The sequence below is a fragment of the Kitasatospora sp. NPDC088548 genome (assembly GCF_044753005.1).
Taxonomy (GTDB): domain Bacteria; phylum Actinomycetota; class Actinomycetes; order Streptomycetales; family Streptomycetaceae; genus Kitasatospora.
On the sequence record NZ_JBIVMI010000006.1, the window covers coordinates 229,610 to 256,265 of the forward strand.

The 26,656-nt window shown below is 69.5% G+C and carries 14 protein-coding genes and 2 pseudogenes; 8 read left to right on the forward strand and 8 right to left on the reverse strand.

The window, feature by feature from the left end; all coding sequences use genetic code 11:
• The first annotated feature begins 30 nt into the window (after nt 1–30).
• Nucleotides 31–726, forward strand: a complete 696-nt coding sequence (locus ACIP82_RS11405) for an alpha/beta hydrolase (protein WP_363612247.1) — start codon at nt 31–33, stop codon at nt 724–726.
• Nucleotides 727–998: 272 nt separating this feature from the next.
• Here the strand turns inward: ACIP82_RS11405 and ACIP82_RS11410 are convergent, their stop codons facing one another.
• Entirely contained in the window at nt 999–1,499 is a 501-nt protein-coding gene (locus tag ACIP82_RS11410; RefSeq protein ID WP_400653021.1) for a DUF1772 domain-containing protein, read from the reverse strand.
• An 847-nt stretch (nt 1,500–2,346) separates the two neighbouring features.
• Between ACIP82_RS11410 and ACIP82_RS11415 the strand changes: the two genes are divergently transcribed.
• Both ACIP82_RS11415 and ACIP82_RS11420 read left to right on the forward strand, forming a co-directional pair.
• Entirely contained in the window at nt 2,347–2,850 is a 504-nt protein-coding gene (locus ACIP82_RS11415; protein ID WP_363612243.1) for a carboxymuconolactone decarboxylase family protein, read from the forward strand.
• A gap of 186 nt (nt 2,851–3,036) precedes the next feature.
• A complete protein-coding gene (locus ACIP82_RS11420; protein WP_363612241.1) occupies nt 3,037–3,564 on the forward strand; it encodes a GNAT family N-acetyltransferase in 528 nt (175 codons plus the stop codon).
• Nucleotides 3,565–3,731: 167 nt separating this feature from the next.
• Here ACIP82_RS11420 and ACIP82_RS11425 read toward each other — a convergent pair whose 3' ends face one another.
• On the reverse strand, nt 3,732–4,190 hold the full coding sequence (locus ACIP82_RS11425; RefSeq protein ID WP_400653023.1) for a transposase domain-containing protein: 459 nt from the start codon (nt 4,188–4,190) through the stop codon (nt 3,732–3,734).
• Between the two features lie 444 nt (nt 4,191–4,634).
• Between ACIP82_RS11425 and ACIP82_RS11430 the strand changes: the two genes are divergently transcribed.
• Both ACIP82_RS11430 and ACIP82_RS11435 read left to right on the forward strand, forming a co-directional pair.
• The gene (locus ACIP82_RS11430) at nt 4,635–8,906 is read left to right on the forward strand and encodes a hypothetical protein (RefSeq protein WP_400653024.1); all 4,272 of its coding nucleotides are present in this window, start codon (nt 4,635–4,637) and stop codon (nt 8,904–8,906) included.
• 422 nt (nt 8,907–9,328) lie between these two features.
• Nucleotides 9,329–9,784, forward strand: a complete 456-nt coding sequence (locus ACIP82_RS11435) for a hypothetical protein (RefSeq protein ID WP_400653025.1) — start codon at nt 9,329–9,331, stop codon at nt 9,782–9,784.
• Between the two features lie 53 nt (nt 9,785–9,837).
• On the opposite strand, the pseudogene ACIP82_RS11440 reads toward ACIP82_RS11435, so the two are convergent.
• The 3 genes and pseudogenes from ACIP82_RS11440 to ACIP82_RS11450 form a co-directional block, all read right to left on the reverse strand.
• Nucleotides 9,838–10,077: pseudogene (locus ACIP82_RS11440) on the reverse strand (integrase core domain-containing protein); the annotation flags it as partial.
• Between the two features lie 84 nt (nt 10,078–10,161).
• A pseudogene (locus tag ACIP82_RS11445) lies at nt 10,162–10,386 on the reverse strand (DDE-type integrase/transposase/recombinase); the annotation flags it as partial.
• 55 nt (nt 10,387–10,441) lie between these two features.
• Nucleotides 10,442–11,047: an AAA family ATPase gene (locus ACIP82_RS11450; protein ID WP_400653026.1), complete on the reverse strand. Its 606-nt coding sequence runs from the start codon at nt 11,045–11,047 to the stop codon at nt 10,442–10,444.
• Nucleotides 11,048–11,625: 578 nt separating this feature from the next.
• On the opposite strand from ACIP82_RS11450, the gene proP reads away from it, so the two are divergent.
• On the forward strand, nt 11,626–12,966 hold the full coding sequence (proP, locus tag ACIP82_RS11455; protein ID WP_400653028.1) for a glycine betaine/L-proline transporter ProP: 1,341 nt from the start codon (nt 11,626–11,628) through the stop codon (nt 12,964–12,966).
• 33 nt (nt 12,967–12,999) lie between these two features.
• Here proP and ACIP82_RS11460 read toward each other — a convergent pair whose 3' ends face one another.
• Both ACIP82_RS11460 and ACIP82_RS11465 read right to left on the reverse strand, forming a co-directional pair.
• The gene (locus ACIP82_RS11460) at nt 13,000–14,517 is read right to left on the reverse strand and encodes a ricin-type beta-trefoil lectin domain protein (RefSeq protein WP_400653030.1); all 1,518 of its coding nucleotides are present in this window, start codon (nt 14,515–14,517) and stop codon (nt 13,000–13,002) included.
• A 970-nt stretch (nt 14,518–15,487) separates the two neighbouring features.
• Nucleotides 15,488–16,849 carry a hypothetical protein gene (locus ACIP82_RS11465; RefSeq protein WP_400653032.1) on the reverse strand — a complete coding sequence of 454 codons (1,362 nt, stop codon included), beginning with the start codon at nt 16,847–16,849 and terminating at the stop codon, nt 15,488–15,490.
• 398 nt (nt 16,850–17,247) lie between these two features.
• Between ACIP82_RS11465 and ACIP82_RS11470 the strand changes: the two genes are divergently transcribed.
• Nucleotides 17,248–25,224: a ricin-type beta-trefoil lectin domain protein gene (locus ACIP82_RS11470; RefSeq protein WP_400653034.1), complete on the forward strand. Its 7,977-nt coding sequence runs from the start codon at nt 17,248–17,250 to the stop codon at nt 25,222–25,224.
• Nucleotides 25,221–25,664 (forward strand): DUF4279 domain-containing protein, encoded by a 444-nt coding sequence (locus ACIP82_RS11475; RefSeq protein WP_400653035.1) that lies wholly within the window; start codon nt 25,221–25,223, stop codon nt 25,662–25,664. Before ACIP82_RS11470 ends, ACIP82_RS11475 begins: the two co-directional genes overlap by 4 nt.
• A gap of 154 nt (nt 25,665–25,818) precedes the next feature.
• Here ACIP82_RS11475 and ACIP82_RS11480 read toward each other — a convergent pair.
• Nucleotides 25,819–26,656, reverse strand: an 838-nt coding sequence (locus tag ACIP82_RS11480; RefSeq protein ID WP_400653036.1) for a tyrosine-type recombinase/integrase, incomplete at its 5' end; no start/stop codon positions are given.

The following is a 26,656-nucleotide window of genomic DNA, read 5'->3' on the forward strand; positions in this document are numbered from 1 at the left end:
TGGCAGGCCGGGGTCGGCGTGGAGGTGGCGATGAGAGTCGTGTTCGTGCACGGGGCGTGCGTGCGGGACGGGTCGTGGTGGTGGCACCGTACCGCCGGGCTGCTGCGGGAGCGGGGGGTTCCGAGTGTGGCCCCGGCGCTACCGAGCTGCGGTGAGGCGGGCCTGCCCGGCGGCGTCGACGGTCCGGGGCTGCCCGAGGACGTTGCCGCGGTGCGGCGGGTGCTGCGGGCCGGCGACGAGCCGACCGTCGTGGTCGCCCACAGCTACGGCTGTGTCGTCACCGCGGAAGCCGCTGCGGGAATCGGGTCGGTGCGCCACCTGCTGCTGGTCTCCGGTTATCTGCCCGAGGTCGGGCAGAGCCTGTCGGAGTTCGGGGACGGCGGCCCCGCCCCGTTCCTCGACGTCGACCCCGGCGCCGGCACGTTCGGGGTCCGCCCCGAACTGCTCGTGGACACGTTCCTGCAGGACTGTGACGCCGAGGTCCAGGCGCAGGCGGCGGACCACCTCGCCCGGCAGAGCGTGAAGGTGACCGGGCAGCCGGTCGGGGCGGCCGCATGGCGGCAGGTGCCCTCGACGTACCTCGTCTGCGCTCAGGACCGGGGCACCGCGCCGCGGCTGCAGCGCGAGTTCGCCCGCCGGGCCGGCGGCGTCGTCGAGCTGGACGCCGGCCACCACCCGTTCCTGTCCCGGCCCGCGGCGGTCCGGGACCTGCTGCTGAGCCTGTGACGGCAGCCGCGGACGAGCCGGGCCGGCGGTCCGGGAGCCCGGAGCCCGGCGTGCTGCGCGACGGCCGGCTGCTCGTGCGGCTGCGGCCCGGCGGCCGCGCACTGGTCCGGCTCCTCCTGGCCGGGCCGGGCGGGTTCCTCCGCCCCGGCGGTCGCCCGGCGGACGGAGGCGGCCTGCGGGTGCTCGCCCGCGTTCCCCGGCCCGAGCCGCCGGGACACCTGCCCACGCCCCCCGGGCAGGTGCTCGCCGCCCCGCGCCCTGCCTCCGTCCGCTCAGGCGCCCGCGCTGCCGTGGAGGACCAGCGCCCAGCACAGGCACCCCAGTGCCGCCGTGCACAGCAGCGCCCGTGCCACGTTCCACCGCACCCACCGCGCCTCGAACCGCCCGCGCACCGCCGCCGGGTCCCCGATCCGCGCCGGTGTCCCCGCCGCGGCCAGCGCGTCGTTCAGCGGGATGTTGATCCGCCGGGTCACCCCCAGCGCCGCCACGTAGAACACCAGCGCCGCCACCACCGCCGGCAGCACGTGCCGCCCGTCGGCCGGTACGTGCAGCGCCACCGCCGCCCCCGTGCACAGCAGCGCCCCCACGAACCCCAGCATGAACCAGCCGTTGAGGATCGCCACGTTCACCCGTTGCATCACCTCGATGAACGTTCGGTCCTCCGCCTCCCGCAGCGCCGGCATCACCGAACACGCGTAGGCGTAGAACAACCCGGCCGTCAGCCCGGTCGTCACCGTGGCGGCCACGAGCGCGATCACACGCGACAGTTCCATCGTGCAGTTCCCTTCCGGCGGCCGACCCGCCGATCAACCGTCACAACACCGGCCACTGCTTACCCCGGCCACTCATGACCCTCTCAAATGACAGACCGTCAACCCATGCCAAGCACCCAACGGTTGGGTCACGGTCGCGCTCTCACGGGACTCCTCGACGTGCCCGGAACCCGCCGGGCGTTCCTGCCGCGCCCCGTCCTCGCCCCCACGTGATCAGCGAGCACCATCGATCATGTGCCGACCGGTATCAACCGCAGAGGGCACCTACCCCACGTCGTGCAGGATCGCGCTCACCATCAGAGGCACACCTCGACCGCCCGGATCCGGGGCCGGCAACTTGGCCCGGGCGAAGACCGGTTGAGAGTGTTCCCACCGAGGAGGAAATTCCGACAGGAGCCTGTCCGCGAGGTCGTGCGCAGTTTCCAACGGCATCGCCCCAGGCTACGGGTCGTCCGGTGAATGATCTCCGGGCTGGATCGGCCGGGGCCGGCTGCTGTGGGCTGCTCGTGGTCCCGATGGTGCTCTTGCCCGCCGTTTCAGCCTGTCCGGCGTCGTCATGGAGGAGGGCGCCAGGACGGTGTGGCCGAGAGCGCCCGGCGGCTGCGAGTGGGAGGTCCGCGGGGAGTGGATCACCCGCCCGCGGACCCCGGCACCGCGCCGGCGGCGCGAGGCGCGGACGGCCGACCCGGCCCCTGCGCCGCCGGGAGTCGCCACCGGAGAAGTCTCCCGCCCCGCCCCGTCACACTCGCGGGCCGCGCTCCGTCGAAGCGGTGACAGCCACGGACCCGAAGGAGACGGACACCATGAACGACGCCCGGATGCCCGACCCCGCCTCGTCCCCGGGGCGATGCCCGCGATCCTCGCCGTGGCCAAGGCCGCCCGCACCGGCGGCGTTCCGCAGACCACCCTGGAACTGGTCCACCCGCGGGCCGGCCGGATCAACGGCTGCAGCTACCGCGTCATCGGCGGGATCGCCGGCACCGGGAAAAACGGCGAGAGCGACGAGCGGCTGCACGCGGTCGCCGCCTGGCGCGAGGTGCCGTACCTCACCGACGCCGAACGCGCGGCGCTCGAACTCGCCGAACACGTCACCCGCCTCGCCGACCGGGCCGTGGTGCCCGACGACGCCTGGAACGCCGCCGCCCACTTCGACGAGAAGCAGCTCGCGAGCCTGGTCCTGTGGATCAGCCTGACCAACCTCTTCAACCGCCTCCACGCCACCACCCGCCAGCCGGCGGCGCCACCTGGTAACAGGGAGATCGGGAGTCAAAAAGCGCTCTGGGTCGAACTGCCCGTCCAACCGCCCACACGCCTGCCTCGCTCCCGCTGCTCCTCGGCCGGGATCGACTGAACACCCCTGAACCGGATCTCCCGTGCGACCCCCTCGCGACGGGCCGGCATCCCGGGCGTGGAACGCGGTGTTCGGCCGACGGCAGGACCACCTGCCGGTACGCGCTTACGTGGATCAGCCGGTGCAGTGCATGTGACGGAAGAAAATCATGCGAGACACATCAGGTGCATCGTCAAGAATGTCCTCATGACCCGTCGGATCGAAGCCCCCTGCGCCGCCGATGCCGCAGCTGTGGGCCGGATGCAGCTGAGGGCTTGGCTCGAGACGTACCCCAACGAAGCGGCGGGGATCGACGAGACGTGGATCCGCGAGCACCGCGGGTCCTCTGCCACGGCGGAGGGCATCGCCCAGTGGCGGGAGTTCATTGAGGAGGCCGAGCGGCAGCCGGACCTGCTCTTCTGCCGTGTCGTCCGCTCCGAGGCGGAGATCGTCGGGTTCCTTTGCGGCCGCCGGGACGGGACGGTCACCCTCGGACCGATGTACCTGCTCGACGAAGCCCAGGGCCAGGGCATCGGACAAAGGCTGATGGGCGAGTTCCTCGCATGGGCGGGGGACGTGCGGATACGCCTCTGGGTGACTGATTACAACGAAAGGGCGGTCCGCTTCTACGAGCGCCACGGATTCACGTTCACAGGTGAGCGCGAGCTCTGGAGAGGCAGGCTGTCCAATGCGCGCATGGTCCGCGACTCCACGCTGGACCGCGAGATCATCTGAGACACCGGGCGGATCGGACCAGTTCGTCCGAGAGCGGGGCCCGACGGATCGGGCCGACCAGACGGGGACGGGTTCTTCATGGCCGCTGCCATGTCACCATGACGCGCGGCCGACGGGCGCAACGCACCCGGCGGGGAACGGCGTTCGAGCGCTCGAAGACGCTTCGGTCAGTGGCGCTCCGGAGCGCTCGCACGGGAACCGCCGCGTCGCGCCCGCCCGGCCCCGCACGCCTGGTCTCCCAGGAACGCGCCGGGGGTGTGCGGCCAGGCGACGGGCCCGGCCAGCGTCTCGAACAGCGCCTTGAACGGTTTGGTCCCCACCCGGCGACGCGCCCGGCACAGCGCGGAGATGCACGGCCGCGCCAGGGCGAGGGCATCCAGACCGGCGGCGAGCTTGCCCCACACCGCTCGATAGCTGCACTGCTCGAACAGGGCCAGCGCGAGGACGAAGTACACCACCACCCGAGAGGGCAGCAGCCTGACCCGCTTCTGGACCGCCCCGGTCTCCTCCAGCACCGCATCGACCAGCGCGAAGTCCACCACCTGGGTGAGCTCCCCGAGATGCCCCGGCGCGAACACGCCCCCGGCCACCGCGAACTCGCGGGTGATGACAGACTTCTCCTGCAACGGAACTCCCCGGTCAACTCTCTTGGTCGAAAATTGGTCTACCGGAGTTCCGTTGTGTCATTCAACCCCCTTGCCACACCGCCTCCAGCCCAAACTCAACGGCGTTGCGGCTGAGTACTAACCTGGACTTGGTCGCATAACAGGCGAGTGTCTACGAAATAGGGCAAAGCCCGAACCCTCACCATGACCGCAGCCACCACCCAGCTCACGATCACCCGCCGCCCTGTCACCCGATAGTCCTTGCCGACGGCACCCTCTGCAACTGAACTCGGAGTCTCACGGAGGGTCGGCTACGGCATGCTCTTGCTCTGTCAGGGTGAATTTACGTCGTGTCGCTCCCTGTTTAAATAAGCATATTAAATCGCGCGGTTTACCCTCGCCCACGGAGGGCCGAAGCATCTTCGGCGGAAAGATCAACCCTACGATTTCCGATACGGAGTCGCCGTGAAGCGTGACGAAGCCACGCGATTTATCTCCCTGGCGCGTGCGCCAAAGAGATCAATCGCATCCTTGGTGGCGGCCTTGTCATTGACAGTGGTCGCTACTGTTGCCGCCGCGCCTGCCTCGTCCAGCAATTCGAATGCCAGTGCCGGCGTCCAGGCCAGTGCGCGGGCGACGTCGGGCAGCGTCGATCCCAGTGACACGGCCAAGTCGGTGACGGGCAAGGAGAATCGGACAGGTCAGTCCGCAAGCGCCATGCCCGTCCACGCCGCTGGCTCGCAGTCGGCGCGGAAAGGCCGGACGGACAGAACGGTGCCGGGGCAGCCCGGCGTCCCGCAACCCGGCACGCCAGTGTTCACCGAGGACTTCTCCAACGAGAATGCTTCGGTGGTTCCCATCCGGCTCAACGAGTACACGAGCTCGCCCGGAACCGTCTTCGTACCGGGGCCGGGTGGCTCGGGAGCCGACTCGGAGACTTACACCGCTGACCCGGGCTGGCTTCCGGGTGCGAGCGCGTGCAACGGGTGGATCATGAGGCAGGGCACCGGGGTGCCGCCGAACGGCGGCACCCCGCCAGTCACTAACAACGACCAATGTGGCCGGAACACGGCGTTCACGGGCCTTGGTGTCATCGCCGAAGCCCTGGGACAGATTCAGGGCATGACTCCGGCCCAAGCCGCGTCCAACCAGATCCTATCCGCGTACACGAATTCCGTTTCCGGCGCGCAGGCGGCCGGAGTTCAGTTCGCGACCAACAACAACAACATCCCTAGCACGGGCGGCCACTTCTACGCGACCTCGGCATACTTCGGAGAGCAGAACTGCCCCACCGGTGCTGCGACGGAAAAGTTCGAGATCCTGCTGAATGGCTCGCCGACCATCCTCTCCCAGAATCTGAACCCCTGCACTGCGCCGGGAGGGCAGAGAATCAACGGGGTCCAGGTCGTGAAACTGCAGTCGGCCGCGATTCAGCTGCCGGTGGCGAACTCACCGACACTCGGGCTGCGATTGTCCAACGAGACCGCGACCGGCGTCGGCAACGATGTCGGGTTCGATCTGCCGCAGATCGTGGACGTGACGCCGCAGCTGGACAAGCAGTTCAATCCGTCGACGATTGTCCAAGGCGAGACGTCGGAGCTGACCTTCACTGTCACCAACACGACTGACCTTCAGGCCAAGAACGGCATCTCTTTCACTGACAACCTGCCGACCGGCCTGACCGCGACCGGTGTGAACAGTACGACCTGTTCGGGGGCCACCGTCACCGCAGCCGCAGGGGCCACATCCATCGATTTCACAGGCGACCTCGGGGTGGGCGTGTCCTCGTGCACGATCACTGTCCAGGTCACCAGCGCCGCGCCCGGCACCTACACCGACACCGGCTGCGCGGCACCCGATGGATCGACGATTCCCGGTTGTGTCAGCAACTTTCCGACCATCGTCGGTGTCAACCCGCCCGGGGCAGCTGTACTGACAGTCGTGCCACAAGCGCCGAGCCTGACGGTCGCCAAGACCGTTGACCCGTCAACGGTGCACAACGCCGGTGACACGGTCACGTACTCGTTCGTGGTGACCAACACCGGCAATGTGGCATTGACGAACGTCACCGTGGCGGACACCGCGTTCTCCGGAACCGGTACTCCTCCGGTGATCACCTGCCCGGGCACGACCCTGGCTCCGGGCGCGTCGATGACCTGCACCGCCCCGTACACGGTGACGCAGGCGGACATCAACGCCGGCCAGGTGACGAACACCGCGGTCGCGACGGGTACTCCGCCGTCGGGTCCGGCCGTCACCAGCCCGCCGGCATCGGCGACCGTGACCGCGACCCCGGCCCCTGCGCTGACGCTGGCCAAGACGGTCAACCCCACGTCGGTGACGGCCGCCGGTGACACTGTCACCTACTCGTTCGTGGTGACGAACACCGGCAACGACACCCTGACGAACGTCACCGTGTCGGATACGGCGTTCTCGGGGACTGGTACGCCTCCGGCGATCACGTGTCCGGTGACGACTCTGGCTCCGGGCGCGTCGATGACCTGCACCGCGACCTACACGGTGACGCAGGCGGACATCAACGCCGGCCAGGTGACGAACACCGCGGTCGCGACGGGCACCACGCCCACGGGTGGCACGGTGACCTCGCCGCCGTCGTCCGCGACGGTGACCGCGACCCCGAACCCGGCTCTGACGGTGGTGAAGTCGGCTTCGCCGAACACCGTGACGGCGGCGGGCCAGACCGTTACCTACAGCTTCGTGGTGACGAACACCGGTAATGACACCCTGACGAACGTCACCGTGTCGGATACGGCGTTCTCGGGGACTGGTACGCCTCCGGCGATCACGTGTCCGGTGTCGACTCTGGCTCCGGGCGCGTCGATGACCTGCACCGCGACCTACACGGTGACGCAGGCGGACATCAACGCCGGCCAGGTGACGAACACCGCGGTCGCGACGGGCACCACGCCCACCGGCGGGACGGTGACCTCGCCGCCGTCGTCCGCGACGGTGACCGCGACCCCGAACCCGGCTCTGACGGTGGTGAAGTCGGCTTCGCCGAACACCGTGACGGCGGCGGGCCAGACCGTTACCTACAGCTTCGTGGTGACGAACACCGGTAATGACACCCTGACGAACGTCACCGTGTCGGATACGGCGTTCTCGGGGACTGGTACGCCTCCGGCGATCACGTGTCCGGTGTCGACTCTGGCGCCTGGTGCGTCGATGACCTGCACCGCGACCTACACGGTGACGCAGGCGGACATCAACGCCGGCCAGGTGACGAACACCGCGGTCGCGACGGGCACCACGCCCACCGGCGGGACGGTGACCTCGCCGCCGTCGTCCGCGACGGTGACCGCGACCCCGAGCCCGGCTCTGACGGTGGTGAAGTCGGCTTCGCCGAACACGGTGACCGCTGCCGGCCAGACGGTGACGTACTCGTTCCTGGTGACGAACACCGGTAATGACACCCTTACCGGTGTGTCGGTGTCGGATACGGCGTTCTCGGGGACTGGTACGCCTCCGGCGATCACGTGTCCGGTGTCGACTCTGGCGCCTGGTGCGTCGACGACCTGCACCGCGACCTACACGGTGACGCAGGCGGACATCAACGCCGGTTCGATCACCAACACTGCGACCGCGACGGGCACCACGCCCACCGGCGGGACGGTGACCTCGCCGCCGTCGTCCACGACGGTGTCCGCGACCCCGAACCCGGCTCTGACGGTGGTGAAGTCGGCTTCGCCGAACACGGTGACCGCTGCCGGCCAGACGGTGACGTACTCGTTCCTGGTGACGAACACCGGTAATGACACCCTTACCGGTGTGTCGGTGTCGGACACGGCGTTCTCGGGGACTGGTACGCCTCCGGCGATCACGTGCCCGGTGACGACCCTGGCACCCGGCGCATCGACGACCTGCACCGCCACTTACACGGTGACGCAGGCCGACATCAACGCCGGCAAGGTGACGAACACTGCGACCGCGACGGGCACCACCCCGAGCGGCGGCACGGTCACCTCACCCCCGTCCACCACGACCGTGACCGCTTCGGTGCCGTCGTTGAGCATCCTCAAGGAGGTGTGTCTTTCCGACAGTCCCACCAACTGCGCGCCTGGTGGTCCTGGGCCGTGGGGCAAGGAGGTGACCCTCTACCGTGGTGACAACGGCGCCACGGCATGCGGCCAGGACAAGTGCCACGATGACTGTGGTACCGACAAGTGCGGTGACAAGAGTCAGAAGGTCTGCGACCACGACAAGTGCACCGCTTACTGGCGGATCACTGTGGCCAACACCAGTGGTGTGGACATCACCGGCATCACCATCAACGACCAGCAGGAAGTCTCCTGCATCGTCGCCGCCGGGACGTTCAACCTCGCTGCCGGGCAGACCAAGCAGTTCTACTGCTCCAGCAGCATCACCGGGGACACCATCAACACCGCGACGGCTTCCTTCGTGCCGCCGAACTCCCCCCAGGGGACGCCGCCGGTCACGACCCCGCCGTCCTCCGCCATCGCCAAGTGCCCTCCGCCTTGCGACACCAAGTGCCCCCACCCGGAGCCTGGGAACGGGCACAAGCCGCCGCACCACCCGGTCGTGCCGGCCCACGACCACGGCGGAGCGGGGGATCAGGGTCACCAGCCGGGCCCCCTGGCGAACACTGGCACTCAGACCGGCCTCTACGCGCTCGGGGCCGTGATGCTGCTGGGCCTCGGCGGGCTGCTGCTGTGCACGCGAGCCCGCTACCGCGTGCGCCGCGACGACCGGGCCTGAAAGGAGGCAAGGTATCCAGTCTCTGAATGATCGGGGCTGAATCTGCCCCCTGCGGTGGTCCGGGAACTCACAGTTCCCGGACCACCGTTCGTTGCGGCCTGCCGCCCGGACGACACCGCCTGGCCCTGCCAGCAGAGACAGCGAGCACGGCCCGCCCCCGCGCCGGCCGGACGGCGTACGCCCCCGCGCGACATGTGTTCGCAGGACCGGGCCACAGGCGGCCTACCGGGCCAACCGAGGTTGACGGGCGGGCCAAAGGAATGAACCTCCAATCCCGCGAAGCATTCTCTGCGGTTCTCCTGGTCCCACGCGGTATGAAGGATCGGGTCCCACCCGCTTCGGCAACCGGTCCGACTGGCGAGACGCGTTCGTCGGCCCGCGACCGCTGACAATGCCGTCCTCCACATGAATGGAAGCCAGAGATGCCCAAACCCACTCCGAAAACCCGATTCAGCGTCGCCACCGTCAGCACGATCCTGGCGCTCTCGGCCGTGGCCGGCTGCGGGCTTACGGGTGGCAACGACGACAAGACCAAGGCCGATGGCTCCACGAGCGCCGCGACTCCAGCTTCCGAGGTCCAGCAACCCACGATGCCGCCCCCCTTGCTCCCCAACGACTTGGACAAGCGCAAGCAGGTCTCCATCATCAAGTGCGAGGCGGCCCCGGACGGGTGGCACGCGGAGGGCCTGGCGGCCAACCCGGACAAGAAGGCGGCGAATTACAAGATCGCGGTCGACTTCACCAACCCCGAAGCCACACTGCTCGCTTCCGGCAGTACCTCCCTGGACGTAGACGCAGAAAAGGACGGAAAGTGGGAAGTGCGGGAGAAATTCACCGCGCCCAAGGGAACATTGTGCGTGCTGGGCCCAGTGTCCTGAGAGGGGAGACGGACACAGTGTGGGCTTTGCCCTATTTCGTAGACACTCGCCTGTTATGCGACCAAGTCCAGGTTAATGACGCTTGTGGCGTGCTGCTGCTCGTAGTCGATGGGGCTGCGGTAGCCGAGGGCGGAGTGCCGCCGCTTGCGGTTGTACCAGGCCGGCCAGGCGAAGACTGCGATGCGGGCCTGCGCCCGGGTCAGCCGGCGTGAACCGTAGAGCAGTTCACGCTTCAACGTGGCGAGGAACGGCTCCGCCAGCGCGTTGTCGTAGCTGGAGCCGACCCGGCGAACGCATCGCCGGACGCCCCGTCAACGTCGTGATCCAACCTGCTGGCCGTCCCATGCAACACCACCTCAATCAAGGTGTTGCGACGATCAATTGAATCCGCCTTGCGCCCCGCGGTCGGAGTGGAACACCACACCGCGCATGTCGCCGCCCCGGGCGTCGACGGCGGCCTGGACGGCGCCAACGGGCCGCAGCCGGCGCGCATGTGTTCCGCGAGCGACCAGCCCACGACCCTCCCGCGAGTGCATGTCGATCACTGTCGCCAGGTACATCCACGACCCACCGACCGGCAGGTACGTGATGTCCCCGCACCAGCGAACGTTCGCCGCCCCGGGCCCCGTTCTTTGGGTGCCGTCCCGGGCCCCGGCCCTACCCGGCGGCGTGCAGGGCGGCGTGGAGACGGGCGGGCAGGCTGTCCCAGGGGCGGCAGTCGACCACGGGCAGGGCGTGCCGGCGGGCCTGGTCGCCGAGCCAGTGCGAGAAGCGGGCGCTGACCTCGGCGCGGTGTGTCTGGATGCCGTATTCCGGTTCCCGTTCGGCGTAGTTGGCGGTGATCTGTCCGGCGTCGGCCTCGTGGAGGAACACTGCCTGTACCCGTCGGCCGGCTGCTGTGCCTTCGTGCATGGCCCGTGCGGCGGCGGCCGGGGTGAGGTAGTCGCCCTCGATGACGGCGGGTACGTTCACGGTCAGCCGGTTGCGTACGACTCCCAGCACGGCGGGTTCCAGCGCCCGGGCGGTGGCGATCTGGAGGTCCAGCACCTGGGTGGCGGGGAGTTCGGCACTGTCCGGCAGGGTGTTGAAGTGGTGCAGGTCCGGGTGCTGTCCGGCGGTGGTGATCTCCTGTATGGCGCTGACCACGTCGTCGAACTCGACCACGAACGCCCCCGATTCTCTGGCGAGCCGGGCTGCTGCCCGGCTCTTGCCGATGCCCGACGCTCCGCCGAGCAGCACGATGTCCCATGCTCCCGTTGTCATGGGGTGACCGTATCGCGCGGGCTCGGCCCCGGTTCTCGTGGGCTGTGACCTTCGCGCAGACACCGTCCAGCAGCGGGCTCGGACGGTCCACAGGCTTCTGGAAGCCGCCCGTGCGCCCGTCGGACCACTGGCCCGGCCCCACCACCATCGCGCACCCGGAACCCGACAACGCCTGGACCATCCCGCCGCCAGCGGCCGGCGTGGGCAGGCCCGAGTCCGGCGGCGGCGCCCGCGCGGCGACCTGGTCGAGCGGGTGACCGGGCCGGACGGCACACCGGGGCGCAGCGTGCGGCGGCGCCCGCCCGGCACCCCCGGCCCCGGCCCGGCCGGGTGTGAGTGATCTCTCACCGCCCCGGCCAGGGCGTTTGGGCCCGGCGTGAGCGGTCAGGCGGGGACGGTCCACCGTCCCCGGCAGAAGAAGCGGACCCTTGCGCCCATCGTCACCGACCGCCACCCCGCCCACCCCCGCACCCGGCCCGCCCGCTCCCGGGCCCGCTCCCGGACCCGCCGCCGCGTCCGCTCCCGGGCCCGGTGGCGGGTCGCCTGTACCCGGCCGGGTCACCGTCGTCGAGCCGGGTATGTTGCGTCGCGCGGTCACCGCCGCGGCCCTGGGCAACGCCATGGAGTGGTTCGACTTCGGCGTCTACAGTTATCTGGCGGTCACCCTGGGCAAGGTCTTCTTCCCGGCTGCCGACGGCACCGCGCAACTGCTGGCCGCCTTCGCGACGTTCGCGGCGGCCTTCCTGGTCCGGCCGCTGGGTGGCCTGGTGTTCGGGCCGCTCGGCGACCGGCTCGGGCGGCAGAAGGTGCTCGCCGCCACCATGATCATGATGGCGGCCGGTACTTTCGCCATCGGCCTGATCCCCTCCTACGCCACGATCGGGATCTGGGCCCCGGTCCTGCTGCTGCTCGCCCGTATGGTGCAGGGCTTCTCCACCGGTGGCGAGTACGGTGGCGCGACCACCTTCATCGCCGAGTACGCTCCCGACCGCCGCCGCGGGTTCCTGGGCAGCTGGCTGGAGTTCGGGACCCTGGTGGGCTATGTCGCCGGGGCCGGCCTGGTGACCGTGATGACCGCGTTGCTGGACGAGCGGAGCCTGCTCTCCTGGGGCTGGCGTCTGCCGTTCCTGGTTGCCGGTCCGCTCGGCCTGATCGGTCTCTATCTGCGGATGCGTCTGGAGGAGACCCCGGCTTTCCGCGAGCTGAGCGACCGCGACGGCGCTGCCGACCGGGCCGGCGCCCCGGCGCGTCCGGGGGGCGGGCTGCGGGAACTGGTGACCACCCACCGACGGGCCCTGGCGCTGTGTGTGGCGCTGGTGCTGGCCTACAACGTGACCGACTACCTGCTGCTGTCCTACCTGCCGACGTACCTGAGTACCGAGCTGGGTTTCGATGCCACCCACGGGCTGCTGGTGGTGGTGGCCGCGATGGTGCTGATGATGGCCGTCAACGCGCCGCTGGGGCTGCTGTCCGACCGGATCGGGCGGCGCCCGGTGCTGATGGCGGGCTGCCTGGGGTTCCTGGTCCTGTCGGTGCCCGCGCTGCTGCTGATCCGCCGGGGCGCCTACCCGGCGGTGCTGCTGGGCGTGGGCGGGCTGTGCCTGCTGCTGGCCTGTTTCACCGCCACCATGCCGGCCTCGCTGCCGGCGCTGTTCCCCACCCACATCCGCTACCGGGCGATGTCGGTCGGCTTCAACGTCTCGGTGTCCCTGTTCGGCGGCACCACGCCGCTGGCCGTCACCTATCTGATCGGCGCCACCGGTGACCGGATGGTGCCTGCCTACTACCTGATGGCCGCGGCGGCGGTCGGTGTCGTCGCGGTGCTCCTGATGCCCGAGAGCGCCGGCCGTCCGCTGCCCGGTTCGCCCCCGGCGGTCGCCTCCGAACGGGAGGCCCGGCACCTGGCGGACGCCGGTTAGGCGCGCGGGCCCGGGCTCGCCGGATCGGATCCGTCAGGCGGTGTTGGGGAAGAGCGTCCAGCGCTGGTTGGGTTTGCCGTTGCACTGCCAGATGCCGGGGACGGTGCCGTTGGCGTCGTTTCCGCCGGGGAGTTCGAGGCAGGCCTGGGCGGTGGGGTTGTAGAGGGTGCCGTCGGCGCGGAGGGTCCAGATCTGGCCGGCGGTGCCGGTGCAGTCCGTGATGGCGATCTTGGTGCCCCAGTCGAACTTGTTGTCGCGGGTGGTCACGCAGCGGCTGCCGGTGCGCAGGGTGCCGTCGGAGGCGAAGGTGAATTTCTGGTTGGTGCCGTTCCAGCAGTTGTAGAAGCTGAGGTCGCCTCCGTTGGGTGCGCCCAGGTTGTCGAGGCACCTGGCCGGGTTGTGGGCGGAGTTGATGTTGTAGCCGGCGGGGGTGGGCCGTGGCAGGACCTGTGGTGCCCCGAAGCGGGGCAGGCCTGCGGCGGGGGTGGTGCCCAGGTACTGGGTGAGGGTGCCGTCGGCGGCGGTGGTGATCAGGTCGGGGTTGCCGTCGGCGTTGATGTCACCGGGGGAGTCCACGGTGGGGTATGCGGCCGAGCTGAGCCCGAGTGGGAGGACGGGCCGTGCGGTGGGGGCCACCCACTTCTGGCTCGCGTTGTCGAGGCAGTCCCAGATGATCAGACGGTTGCCGGGGGTGTTGTCGCCGCTGGGGACGGCGAGGCACTTGCCGAGGACGTGCAGCGATCCGTCCGTGCCGAGGGTGAACGCCTGGTTCGGGCTGATGCCCTGGCCGGCGCAGTTCCACAGCAGGGCGGCGGTGCCGTCGGTGGTGCGCCCGTGGTCGATGTCGGCGCACATGTTCTTGCCCGCGGCGTCGGTGACGGCGGACACCAGGGGCTGGCGGGCGGGTGCGTGCAGGGACTTCGCGGCGGGCGTGCCGTTGTCGGCCAGGGGCAGCGGCAGGCTGGTGACCGCGCCGGTGACGCTGTCACGGACCCAGAGTGCGGGGGCGTTGCCGATCAGGCCGGGGGACAGGAGGGTGAAGCCGCTCCAGTCGTCCCCGTCGGCGCCGAGTTCGATACCGGCGGTGAAGTAACAGCCGACGATCGTGTTGGCGGGGTAGTAGCGCAGGTGGCCGTTCTCGACGGTGACGAGATTGGGCCGTCCCTTGACCCCCGGGGCCGGGTTGACGGCGGTCATCTGGGTGATGTTGCCCCAGGTGCCGTCGATACCCTTGTCGCACAGGGTGGCGCTGTTGCCGATTTTGGTGGAAGTGAAGGTGTAGTGGCCTGCGGCGCCTTCGGGGACGTGGTTCGAGTCGTTGACGTAGAGCTGCTTGCCGGCCTTGTCATAGACGAGCAGGTCGTCGACGCTGTTGTCGGTGACCGAGCCGCGGTGGGCGAGCAGGTAGTTGTTCCAGCTGTCGTGGTTGGGGCTGCGGTCCGCGGTGGAGGCGGTTCCGGGCTGGGCGGTGAAGTCGCTGTTGCCCGGGAGCAGGGTCAACGAGCCGTCGGCCGCGGGGATCAGGTAGTCGGGGATACCGTCGAAGTCCACGTCGCCGGCGACGGCCTTGGTGGCCGGGTTTCACGGGGCGTAGAAGTCGTACGTGGCGGCCTGGGGCTGGGTGTTGCCGGCGTTGTCGGTGGCGCGGACGTACAGGCGGTGGGTTCCCCAGTTGTCGGGGTTGAGGCTGATCGGGATGTCGGCGTACGCGGTGCCGTCGGCGGCGAACCTGGCCGGCGCGGAGCCGTATCCGGTCGGCCGGCTGTTGTCGTCGAGGGAGTACTGGAACTCGCGGACGCCGCTGGCGATGCAGCTGCCGCGGGTGCAGCTGCCGGGGACGGGGTCGGTGCTGGTCACCCGGATGGTGGCGTTGGTGTCCCCGGCATGGCCGGTGGGCTTGATGCCGCTGCTCAGCGGGGGGAACACCGTGGACGGGGCGATGTGCGCGAGGGTCGGCGCGCTGAGGTCGACGTTGAAGTAGCAGTAGGCCGTGCCGGGGCTGTTGAGGAAGCCGTCGCTGGTCCAGGCGTTCCAGCCGTACTGGTGGCCGTCTGCGGCGGGGAAGCCGAGGGTGGCCGCGCCCCAGCCCCAGCCGTTGATGGTCTGGCTGGTGCGCCAGCTCCCGCCGCCGGGGCCGCCGTTGGCGTCGGCGGTCATGTTGTCCCACACGTGGAAGCCGACCACGATGTTGGTGCCGGGCATCGAGGTGGAGCCCCAGGCGTGCAGGGTGATGTCGGAGGTCCCGTCCGGCAGCGGCACGGTCTTCCCGATCCATCCGGGCTGCCCGTTCCCGCACGCGGCGCCGCTGGGGTTCACCGAGTCCGGCCTGGTGTACATCGCGTCGGGGGTGTTCGGCGCGATGTCGTAGGTGGCGAGGATGGACGGGTTGGTGCTGAACCGCATGAAGTGGTCGACGCCGGTGGACGGGTTCTCGTCGCCGAACAGGCCGACCGTCCATGCCTTGAAGCCCTGCTGGGCCACCGTCCGCAGCGGGCCGGTGACGTTGAAGATGACCGTCTTGTCACCGCACCCGAAGTACGCGCTCTTGGGCCACTGGGTGGTGTCGATGTCCTGGACGATCTGCGGCTGCCGGTTCCATGTGGTGCCGGCGTCGATGCCACCGGTCCACTTCAGGGAGACCGGAGCCTGGGCGTTGCAGTCGTGGGCGGCGGCGTAGGGCTCGTTGAAGTACATGTTGGCGTTGTCGATTGTCGATGTACATCTGCGGTGTCACGGCGCTGGTGTTGAACTCGTAGTACGAGCGTTCCATGCCGTAGCAGTTGGCCAGGTAGTGCTGGTAGCCGACGCCCTGGCCGTGGTCCTGCGCGATGTCGTACGCCGGGTCGTTGGGGCAGCCCTGCATGACCTGGGCGAAGTGGCTGGTGCCCATGGGCGGTGTCGGCTGGAAGGCCGGGTCGATGTACAGCGGCCAGACGGTGTCCTTGCCGGCGAGCAGGTCGGCGTCGGGGGTCAGTGTCAGAGCCGAGGCGCCGGTGCTGACGCCGACCGGCTTGACGTGCGCGCCCTGGCCCGGCCCGTTGGTCGAGGAGGGGCTCCCGGCGGCCGGTGCCGGGGTTTCGTCGGCGTGTGCCGGGGCGGGCAAGGCGCCCGCCTTGCCCGCGGGGGACGGCGCGGGAGCGTCCGAGGCGGAGTCCCACATCAGCGGGGCGGGGGCACTGAAGGCCGCCTTGCCGTCGGTGGTGACGGCGGTGATGCTTCCGTGTTCGTCGCTGGAGACGACCAGATCCTTGGTGGCGGTGCCGAACGTCAGCGACTTCAGCGCCGGGTCGGCGGCGGCCTCGGCGTTCTTGACGACCAGGACCTCGCGCACCGCGCCCTGGTCGCTGACCTCCACCCGGAGGTCCACCCCGGGCAGCACCCCCGGGTAGACGGCGGCACCTCCGGTCACGGTGGGCTGGGGCAGCTCGACCGGGAAGGTCAGTGCCAGGCTGCGGCCGTCCCGGTCGGTGAGGGTCGCCAGCGGCCCGGTGCCGCCGCCGGAGACGGTGACTCCGGACGGCGTGGCCTTCGGGGAGTAGCTCCCGTCGGCATTGCGGGCGAGGTTGGCGTCGACCCCGGTCCAGGCGTCGTTCTTCTTCACCCGGGCGGGCAGCACGTGGGTGGTGACGGCGAGCTTGCCGTTCGGCTGGGCGACGGTGAGCGAGGTCTCGGTCGTCAGTTCCTCGACGGTGACCGGCTTCCCGGTCGTCTTCGCCTGCTGCCGGGCGGCCTGCACCGGTCCGGCGCCGGGTCCGGCGGACGCCGGGGCCTGGGCGCTGCTCTGGCCCGGCGGGACGGCGAACGGCCGGTCGTCCGCGAGCGCGACCGCCGGGGCGGCGCCCAGGACGAGCCCGAGCGCACAGGCCGGCGCAAGGCGTCTCATCAGACGGCTGCGTATCCGCGGCGCGGATGGACGGATTTCTCCCATGGTGTGTCAGTTCACCTTCACAACGCGGCCCGACCCGTATACGCGACCTCTATGTGCCATGCATCACATTGACCGATACGCGGGGTGGCCTTTGTCCAATTTTGGCGCGTTTCCGATTGGCCATCAGCTGACGTGACGTCATTTCGGCTGTCCGGTCGTAGCCGAACGCTATTGCGCCCGCGGACGGGCTGGCAATACGGTTCCGGCCGTCACGCTGGGACACCTTTTTCCCCCGCAACGACGCAGGTCGCAGACCCATGTCAATTCCGGAACACGGAGGGACGCTGATGCAACCCGGTCGGGGTTGGTTCGCTCACTTTTCACCGAGAGGGGGTGGTCGATGGCGAAATGCGTTGACTGTTCCCGCTCTCATCGCCGCTCTCTCACTCGTGGTCCCCCTGGTCGGCGAAGGAGTCGCCTTCACCGCACAGGCCGCCAGTAAGGAAGAAGCACCCCTCCCGAAGCTCCCGGTCGTCGGCGGACACAACGCCGACACCAAGCGGGAGCCGACGGCACTGCCGTACCCGGAGGGTTCGCGCGAACTCCGGGCCCACAAATCGGACGCGGCGCAGTGGCCGAAGCAGGCCGCGGTCACCGTCGACCTGAAGAACCGGCCCGACCTCGTCGCGGCCAAGGGCGGGGACGGTTCGACGGTCCGGGCCGGTGACACCCCGGTCCTGCTCGGCGCGGCCACCCCCGGCCGGAGCGCCGGCAGGACGAGCGCCGCCGGCGGTGACACACCCGCCGCCGCGCCCGGCACCGTCGAGGTGAAGGTCGCCGACCGCGCCCAGGCCGAGCAGGCCAACGTCAACGGCCTGCTGGTCGGCCTCAAACGCGCCGACGGCGGCACCGACGCCGCGAGCCTCGACGTCTCGCTCGACTACAGCTCGATCGCCGACGCCTATGGCGGCGGCTGGGCCTCCCGCCTGCGCCTGGTCGCGATGCCCGCGTGCGCGCTGACCACGCCCGAGCGCGCCGAATGCCGCACCCGGCAGCCACTCGACTCCACGATCGACCCCGCCACCAAGAAGATCACCGGCACCGTCGTCCTCCCGGGAGACGCCGCCACCCCCGCCGCCCCCGCCAAGCCCGCCCCCGGCGAGGCACCGGCCACCACCCCGCTCGACTCGGCACGTTCGCTGACCTCGGGCGGCGGCATCGCCCTGGGAGCGGTCGCCGAGGCGAGCGGCTCGCAGGGTTCCTACACGGCGACCGACCTGTCGGCCTCCGGCACCTGGTCGCAGAGCGCGTCCGGCGCGTTCACGTACTCCTACCCGATCACCATGCCTCCGTCCCTGATCGGTACCGCGCCGGGCGTGGCGCTGTCCTACAACTCCCAGTCGGTCGACGGACAGACCTCCGCCCGCAACTCGCAGGCCGGCTCGATCGGTGACGGCTGGTCGTACAGCCCCGGCTTCATCGAGCGGTCCTACAAGTCGTGCCAGACCTCCGGCATCAACGGTTCCGCCGACCAGTGCTGGGCGGGGTGGCGTGCCACCCTGTCCCTCGGCTCCCACTCCGGTGAGCTGATCCAGGACTCGAACGGCGTCTACCACCTCCAGAACGACGACGGCACGAAGATCGAACGGCTGACCGGCGCAGCCAACGGCCTCTGGCAGGGCGAGTACTTCAAGGTCACCGTCACCGACGGCACGACCTACTACCTCGGCCTCAACCACGCGCCCGGCACCACCTCCGACGACGCCACCAACAGCGCCTGGGGCGCCCCCGTCTACCACCCCAACAGCGGCGACCCCTGCTACACCGCCGCCAAGGGCAAGAACTCCCAGTGCGACCAGCAGCCCGGCTGGCGCTTCAACCTCGACTTCGCCGTCGACCCGCACGGCAGCCTCCAGCGCTACGACTGGGCCACCGAGACCAACCGCTACGCCATGGGCGCCGGCCAGGCCGCCGCCACCGGCGGCAGCGGCACCCTCACGCCTTACACGCGCGGCGGCCACCTCACCCGCGTCTCCTACGGCTACCAGCTCGCCGACGCCCTCGCCGGACGCGAGCCGTCCGCCCGGGTGACCTTCGACATCGCCGAGCGGTGTGTGGTCTCGGACACCGTCTGCCGGCCCGAGAACCTGTCGGGCGCCACGGCCAAGGACTGGCCGGACGTCCCCTACGACCTCGCCTGCCAGGACGGCTGGACGACCAGCGGCACCGGCAGCAACGTCTGCCGGATCGGCTCGCCCACCTTCTGGTCCACCAAGCGCCTGCGCGCCATCGGCACCGAGCTGCGTACGCAGGGCGGCTGGAAGGGCGTGGACCACTACGACCTCAAGCACCTGTTCTCGGATGCCGGCGGCATCATCGATCCGATCACCGGCAAGAAGCCTGACAAGCAGATCGCCTCCTTGCAGTCGGTGATGTGGCTGTCCGAGATCCGGCACACCGCCCTCGACACCTCCGCCGGCGGCACCGGTCCGATCGCCCTCGACCCGGTCACCTTCGCCGGAACCGAGATCGACAACCGCGTCGACGGCTCCACCCCGGCGGCGCCACCGCTGTACCGGCCGCGCGTCATCGGGATCAACACCGAGTCCGGCACCTCGATCGCCGTCACCTACCGGGATCCCGAGTGCTCGCGGACCAAGGGCACCATGCCGGCCTCGGCGGACAGCAACACCATGGCCTGCTACCCGGTGTACTGGACTCCGACGAACGCGGGCTCCCCGATCGCCGACTGGTTCCAGAAGACCCTGGTCGCCAAGGTCACCGCCACGGACACCACCAAGGCCAACTCGCCGGCCCGTGAGACCGCCTACACCTACAGCGGCGGCGCGGCCTGGCACCGCGACGACTCCGACCTGACGGACGACCAGTACCGCACCTGGAACGACTTCCGCGGCTACCGCACCGTCACCACCACCGCCGGCTCCGGCCCGGTCAGCCAGAGCACCGTCTCCTACTTCCAGGGCATGGACGGCGACTACAAGGCCGACCGTACGCTCCGGGTCAGCAGGCCGAAGAACTCCCTCGGTGAGGAGACCGTCGACAGCCCCTGGCTCGTCGGCACCGCGCAGGAGTCCATCACCTACACCCAGGCCGGCGGCACCCCCGTCGCCAAGCAGTTCACCGACATCTCCGTCGCCCAGACCGCCACCGCCACCAGGGCGCGTACGGCCTGGACCTCCAAGACCCCCCCGCCCGATCCCTCCTCGCTCTCGGTCCTCCCACCGCTGGAGGCCCGCCGTACCGAGAGAACGAGCACCCGTTCCGGCGCTCTCCTGTCCGACGGCACGACCTGGCGGATCGGGCGCACCACTACGGACCTCGACACCTGGGCACGCCCGGTGAAGGTCGACGTCCAGCCGGACCTGGGCACCCAGGCCGACCGCACCTGCAGCACGACCACGTACGCGGCGCCGCCGGCGAGCAATCCGATGATGCTCACCTACCCCAGCGGCACACTGACCGTGGCCGGGTCGTGCGTCTCCACCGGATCCGTCGGATCCGCCACGAAGACGATCAGCGACCGCCGGCTGATCTACGACGGGAACGCCGACCTGGCCAACCCCGGCGCCGTCGACGTCCTCGGCCAGAACGGCACCACGCTCGGGTACGTCACCGCCGTCCAGGACGCCAAGTCCTACGACGCGCAGGGCCACGCCGCCTACCGGACCGTCGAGGCCCAGGGCTTCGACGGCTACGGGCGCGTCGTCCGCAGCGTCGACGAGACGGGCGCCGTCGAACTGACCGCGTACACCCCGGCGACCGGTGTGCTGCCGTCCGAGGTCGCCACCACCAACCCGCTGGGCTGGACGAGCAGGAGCACCGTCGCTCCGGTCCGCGGCCTGATGACCCGGGTGGTGGACTCGAACGGGCGGGTCACGGACTCGACCTACGACGCACTCGGCCGCCGCACCGCCGTCTGGCTGCCCGGCAACTCCAAGGACGCCGGCCGGCCCGCCGACAGCACGTTCGCCTACGAGATGCACGGGGTGGACCCCACCCCGACCAGCCGTGCCAACCCGCCGAGCGTCACCACCAAGACACAAACGGACAGAGGGACCTGGGCAGCCTCCGTCACCATCTACGACGGCTTCCTGAAGCCCCGTCAGACCCAGGCCACCCCGACCAACGGCGACCCCGGCCGGATCCTCGGCCACACCCGCTACGACAGCCGCGGCCAGGTCACGAAGTCCACCACGGCGTGGTACGACGGGACGAACGGCGGACCCGGTAGCACCCTGTTCGAAGAGAAGGACACCGAGGCCCCCTCGCAGACCCGGTACCTGTACGACGGTGCCGGCCGGCAGACCGCCGCCAAGCTCTACGCCAAGGGCACGGAGCTGTGGCAGACCGTCACGGCCTACCCGGGCGCCGACCGGACCGACACCACCCCGCCCAGCGGCGGCACGCCGAGCACGGTGTACACCGACGCGCTCGGCCGCACCACCTCCTCCGTGCTCCACGGCGGAGCGGGCACGGGCGACGTCACCACCCGCTACGCGTTCGACGAGCGCGGCAACCTCGCCACGATCAAGGACAACGCCGGCAACACCTGGTCCTACTCGTACGACCTCCAGGGCCGGCGCGTCTCGCAGAACGACCCCGACGCCGGCTCCTCCGCCACCGCCTACGACGAGCTGGGCCGGGTGGCGAACACGACCGACGGGCTCGGCCGGCAGCTGTCCTACACCTACGACCTCCTCGGCCGCACCACCGGCCGCTACGAGGGCACCAACACCGGCGACCAGTCCAAGCTGCTCGCCTCCTACACCTACGACACGCTCGCCAAGGGCTACCCGACATCGAGCACCCGCTACGTCGGCGGCGCGGCCGGCAGCGCCTACGTGAAGAAGGTCAACGGCTACACCACCCGCTACCAGCCCACCAGTACCACGACCACCGTCCCCGCCGCCGAGGGCAGGCTCGCGGGCGACTACACCCAGACTCTCTACTACACGGACAATCTCGGCCTTCCGGCCGGCCTCTCCTACGGCGCCGACGGCGGCCTGCCCACCGAGAAGTACGGCTTCGCCCGGTCCGAACTGGGCCAGGTCATCGCCACCGGTACGGACCTCAGCAAGCTGCTCGACCTCGCCAACTACAACCCGCTCGGCCAACTGCTGCGCTCCCAGTACGGCGAGCGCGACCAACTGCTGCGGACCGCCCGTACGTACGACGACATCACCGGCCGGCCGACGACAAGCAGCGTCAAGTTCCAGGAGGCGGAAGCCAATCCCATCTCGCACACCACCTACGGGTACGACCAGTCCGGGAAGCTGACCAGCGTCTCGGAACTGCAGTCCTCGGGCAGTGTGGACCGGGCGTTCGACACCCAGTGCTTTCGCTACGACGGCCTCAACCGCCTCGTCGAAGCCTGGACCGACACCTGGGGCGTCAGCACCCCGGGCCCGGGCCAGGTCTCGCACTGCAACAACACCGACCCCGGCCCGGCCAACATCGGTGGCCCGGCCCCGTACTGGCAGACCTTCCAGTACAACCAGCTCGGCGGCCGTACCCAGCAGGTCCGCCACGATGTCACGGGCGACACCTCCCGTGACGTCACGCAGACCAGCACCTACCCCGGCGACGGCCGCACCCCGGCCGTCAAGCCCAACACCCTTACCAGCGTCACCACCCGTACCGGCCAGGCCACCAGCCGACTCACCTCGGCCCTGCCTGCCGCCGACGGGTCCGCGCTCTGCCTGGACGTGTGGGGAGCCAGGACCGCGGACGGCACGCCCGTCGAGACCTGGACCTGCAGCACCTCCAGCGCCCAGAAGTGGACCCGCCCCGGCGACGGCACCCTGCGTGCCTTCGGCAAGTGCGCCAGCCCGGTCGGCGGGACCGCCGGAGCAGGCACCAAGATCGAACTGACCACCTGCAACGGCGGCGAGGGCCAGAAGTGGCAGGACGGCGCCAACGGCGCCATCGTCCACACCGCCTCCACCCTCTGCCTCGAGATCCCCGGCTGGAACCAGGCACCGGGCACCCAGCTCGGCCTCTGGTACTGCAACGGCAACCCCAACCAGAAGTGGCCCGCCACCGTCAACCCGCCGAGCGGCCCCGGCTACACCGCGACGCTGACGCCGCAGTACGACGCCGAGGGCAACACCACCAACCGTTCCCTCAGCACCTCGGGAACCCTGCTTTCGGCCGTCCCCACCACCAGCACCCCGATCTGCCTGGACGCGGCCGGTGGCACCAGCGCCAACGGCACCCCGGTACAGACCTGGACCTGCAACAACACCGGCGCCCAGCGGTGGGATATCGGGACGGACGGCACCCTGCGCGTCCTCGGCGCCTGCGCCCGCCCGGTCGGGGGCCAGGCCGGCTCGAACGCGCAGATCGAGTTGTGGACCTGTGACGGCAGCGCCAACCAGCGCTGGCGCACCGCCGCCAACGGCGGCCTCGTCCACGACTCCGGCCTCTGCCTCGACATCCCCTACGCCAGCACGACCCCCGGCACCCGCGTCACGCTGTGGACCTGCAACCAGGGCCCCAACCAGAAGTGGGCCACCGGCACCGGCACCCAGCCGCTCGCCGGAGCCGCCCAGACCCTCACCTACAACGTCGAAGGCCGCACCGAGACCGTCACCAGCCCCAACGGGGTGGGCACCAGCACCTCCAGGTACCTGTACGACGCCGACGGCGAACTGCTCGTCCAGCGCGGTCCCGACGGCACGATCCTCTACCTGTTCGACGACGCCGAACAGCTCACCCTTTCCCCCGACGGCACCACCGTCACCGGTGACCGCCACTACCCCCAGCCCGACGGCACCACCGTCGTCCGCTCCAGCAACGGAGCGCTCACCTACCAGTTCACCAACCCTCAGAACACCTCCACCCTCCAGGTCGGCGCCGCCACCCGGTCCATCACCCGGCGCCCGTTCGACCCCTACGGGAACGTCCGCAGCGGCCTCCAGCCATCCGGGTGGGTCGGCAACCGCGGCTACCTCGGCAAGCCGGTGGACGCCGCCAGCGGCCTCAACCTGCTGGGCGCCCGCAACTACGACCCGGTGCTCGGCCGCTTCCTGACCGTCGACCCGCTCCTCGAGGCCGGCAACCCCGACCAGATGGGCGGCTACTCCTACAGCAGCAACGACCCCGTGAACCGCTCGGACCCGAGCGGCCTCATCGACGGCGACTGCTGGGAAGGACGCTGCCACGGCCACTACAGCGGCCGGGGGGCCGCGGACGTCAACTTCGACGGCACCCTCAAGGTCGTCAACCGCAATTACGACGTCGAGCAGGCTCACGACCCCTGGATCCACCTGGGCGCGGACCTCTACATCCCCAACACCAAGGGCATCGGCGAGACACTCAGCGTGTACCGCGACGAGCTCGCCAAAGAGCAACGGTCCACCTACGGCATGGACCTGACCGCGTCGAACTACCGCGGAGCGATGTCGCGCGCCTGCGACCGCGTCAAGTCCTGCAACGAAGCGGAGCTGCTGACCAGCAGCACGGCACAGCTGGTCGCGCTCGGCGAGATCACCGGATCCGACCGCGGCGGCATGGGCGGTGGTAGGGGGCCGAAGGGAGCCAAGCCAGGCCCGAAGGCCAACACCGGCCGCTCGGACAACGGCGCGAAGACAGGCCAGGGCAGGTCGACCAACCCGAGCACGCCCCAGTCCGAGAAGTCCGTCGCCGCAAAGCGGCGGGCCAAGTGCGAGGACAACTCGTTCCCAGACGACGTCCTGGTCCTCTTGGCCGACGGCAGCACCAAGCAGATCGCCGACATCGAGATCGGTGACGAGGTCCTGGCCACCGACCCCGAGACCGGTCTCACGACGGCCAAGCCGGTGACTGCGCTCATTATCGGCGAAGGCCTCAAGAACCTGGTCACGATCACCATCTCCAAGGAGGGGTCGTACCAGCGCCCCGTGCAGCTCACCGCGACCGACGGACACCCCTTCTGGGTGAACTCCCGCGGCGAATGGGTCAAGGCAACCGACCTCAAACCGGGCGACACCCTCAAGGCCTCCGACGGATCCACCGCCCGGGTTCTCGCGGTCGATCGGTGGACCCAGCAGCAGGAAGTCCGAAACCTCACCGTCGACGACCTCCACACGTACTATGTACTCGCTGGTGCCACGCCAGTGCTTGTGCATAACTCGACCTGCGACTTTATCCCGGGAGAAATACCGGAGGCGGGCGCAATCGACCGGGGCTCGCTGACTAAGCTCAAAGAAAAGCAGCTTGAGAAGGCGCTGGGAGACATTGGAGAGGATCCGCACGGCTTCAAGGCTGATTGGGTTGGGAAGAACAACGTTTCGAGGTTTGACGCAATGCGAGACGGTGATAACCGGATCATTCTCGTGAGCAAGGATGGCAAAGTCTTGGTTCCGACGAATTATAGGTACGTCCCGTGAGTGCATTTCGCATCTACCTCAGAGTCGTCAGTTCATCTCTGCAGCTGGAAGAAATTTCTAGCAGGCTCGGAACGACGCCTGACGAGTCGACGTCGATCGGCAGCCGTAGGCGCCCCGAGTCGCCCCCGAGGTCTCATACGACATGGGTTCGGCGGGCGGAGGTGTCAGGCGTCGATGCGCGACCCGAGGATCTGGAACCAGTAATCCTGGGCTGGGGAAAGGATTTTTCCAGTGCTCTTGGGCGACTGGTGACATCCACTGATGCTGTCGTTTCGCTGGAAATCGTTCAGCAGATCAGAGACATCGAAAGCGGAAGAGAGAAGGGGATATTTCTCGGGGCCGATCTAATCGCCTGGCTTGGTGCTGCCGGGGCATCGCTCGACATCGACCAGTATATCTATCACGAATGTGGTGACGGATTTGATGATGCCGCACGCTAGTAGATTGGTTGCTGTCACCTTGTAGTCGATCGCAGCTCGCTCTAAATGCCTCGTAATGCGTACGAGTAGCGGGCTGGTCGACAAAGGAAGAGGTCCCGCCGACGGGTTTCGGCGGGACCTCTTTGGGTTTTGACGGCAGTAGTTGACGGCAACGTCAGCGGACGGGTGCTGCACAAAGCGGCGGATCGTCGCCGTCGTCGGGGGCGGTGGCGGCCTTGGAGGGCTTGCCGAGGGTACGGCCGAGGAGATCTACCGCGTCGCGCTGGAGACGGAGGCGGACGTGTGCGTAGACGGTGGCGGTGACGCCGATGTGGGCGTGGCCGAGGAGTTCCTTGATGACGACGAGTTCGACGCCCTGTTCCAGGAGGAGGGTCGCGGTCGAGTGCCTCAGGTCGTGGAAGCGGATCTGGCGGAGGTGGGCGCGGCGGAGGAGTGCGTTGAAGTGGCGGGTGAGGGTGGTGGGTTCGATGGGGTGGCCGTCGGGGCGGGTGAAGACGTGGCCGCTGTCCATCCAGCCCGCGCCGGCCTTCTCCTTCGCCTGGGCCTGCTGCTTGCGGTGGGTGCGGAGTGAGAGCAGGCAGGGGGCTGGGAGGGCGATGCGGCGTTCGGAGCTGACTGTCTTGGTGGGGAGGGTGGTCAGGCCGCCGGTGCGTGTGCGCTGGAGGGTGCGGCGGATGCTGGCCGTGCCACTGCTGTGGTCGAGGTCTTCCCAGCGCAGGCCGAGGAGTTCGCCCTTGCGGAGTCCGGTGCGGAGGGCGAGTTCGAACAGTGCGTGGAGGCGGTGGCCCTGGGCGGCGGTGAGGAGGGTGCGGGCCTCGTCGGCGGTGAGGGGTTCGAAGCGGCGGGGGCGGGGTGTGCCGGTGCGGACGTTGCGGGCGACGTTGCGCGGGATCTCTTTGAACCGCTGCGGGTTCTGCAGAGACTCTAGATTGTTGCTGTGACCTGCAGGTTTGGCTGCTGTTGGCTGTAGTAGGCGGCTTCGTACTCGGCAG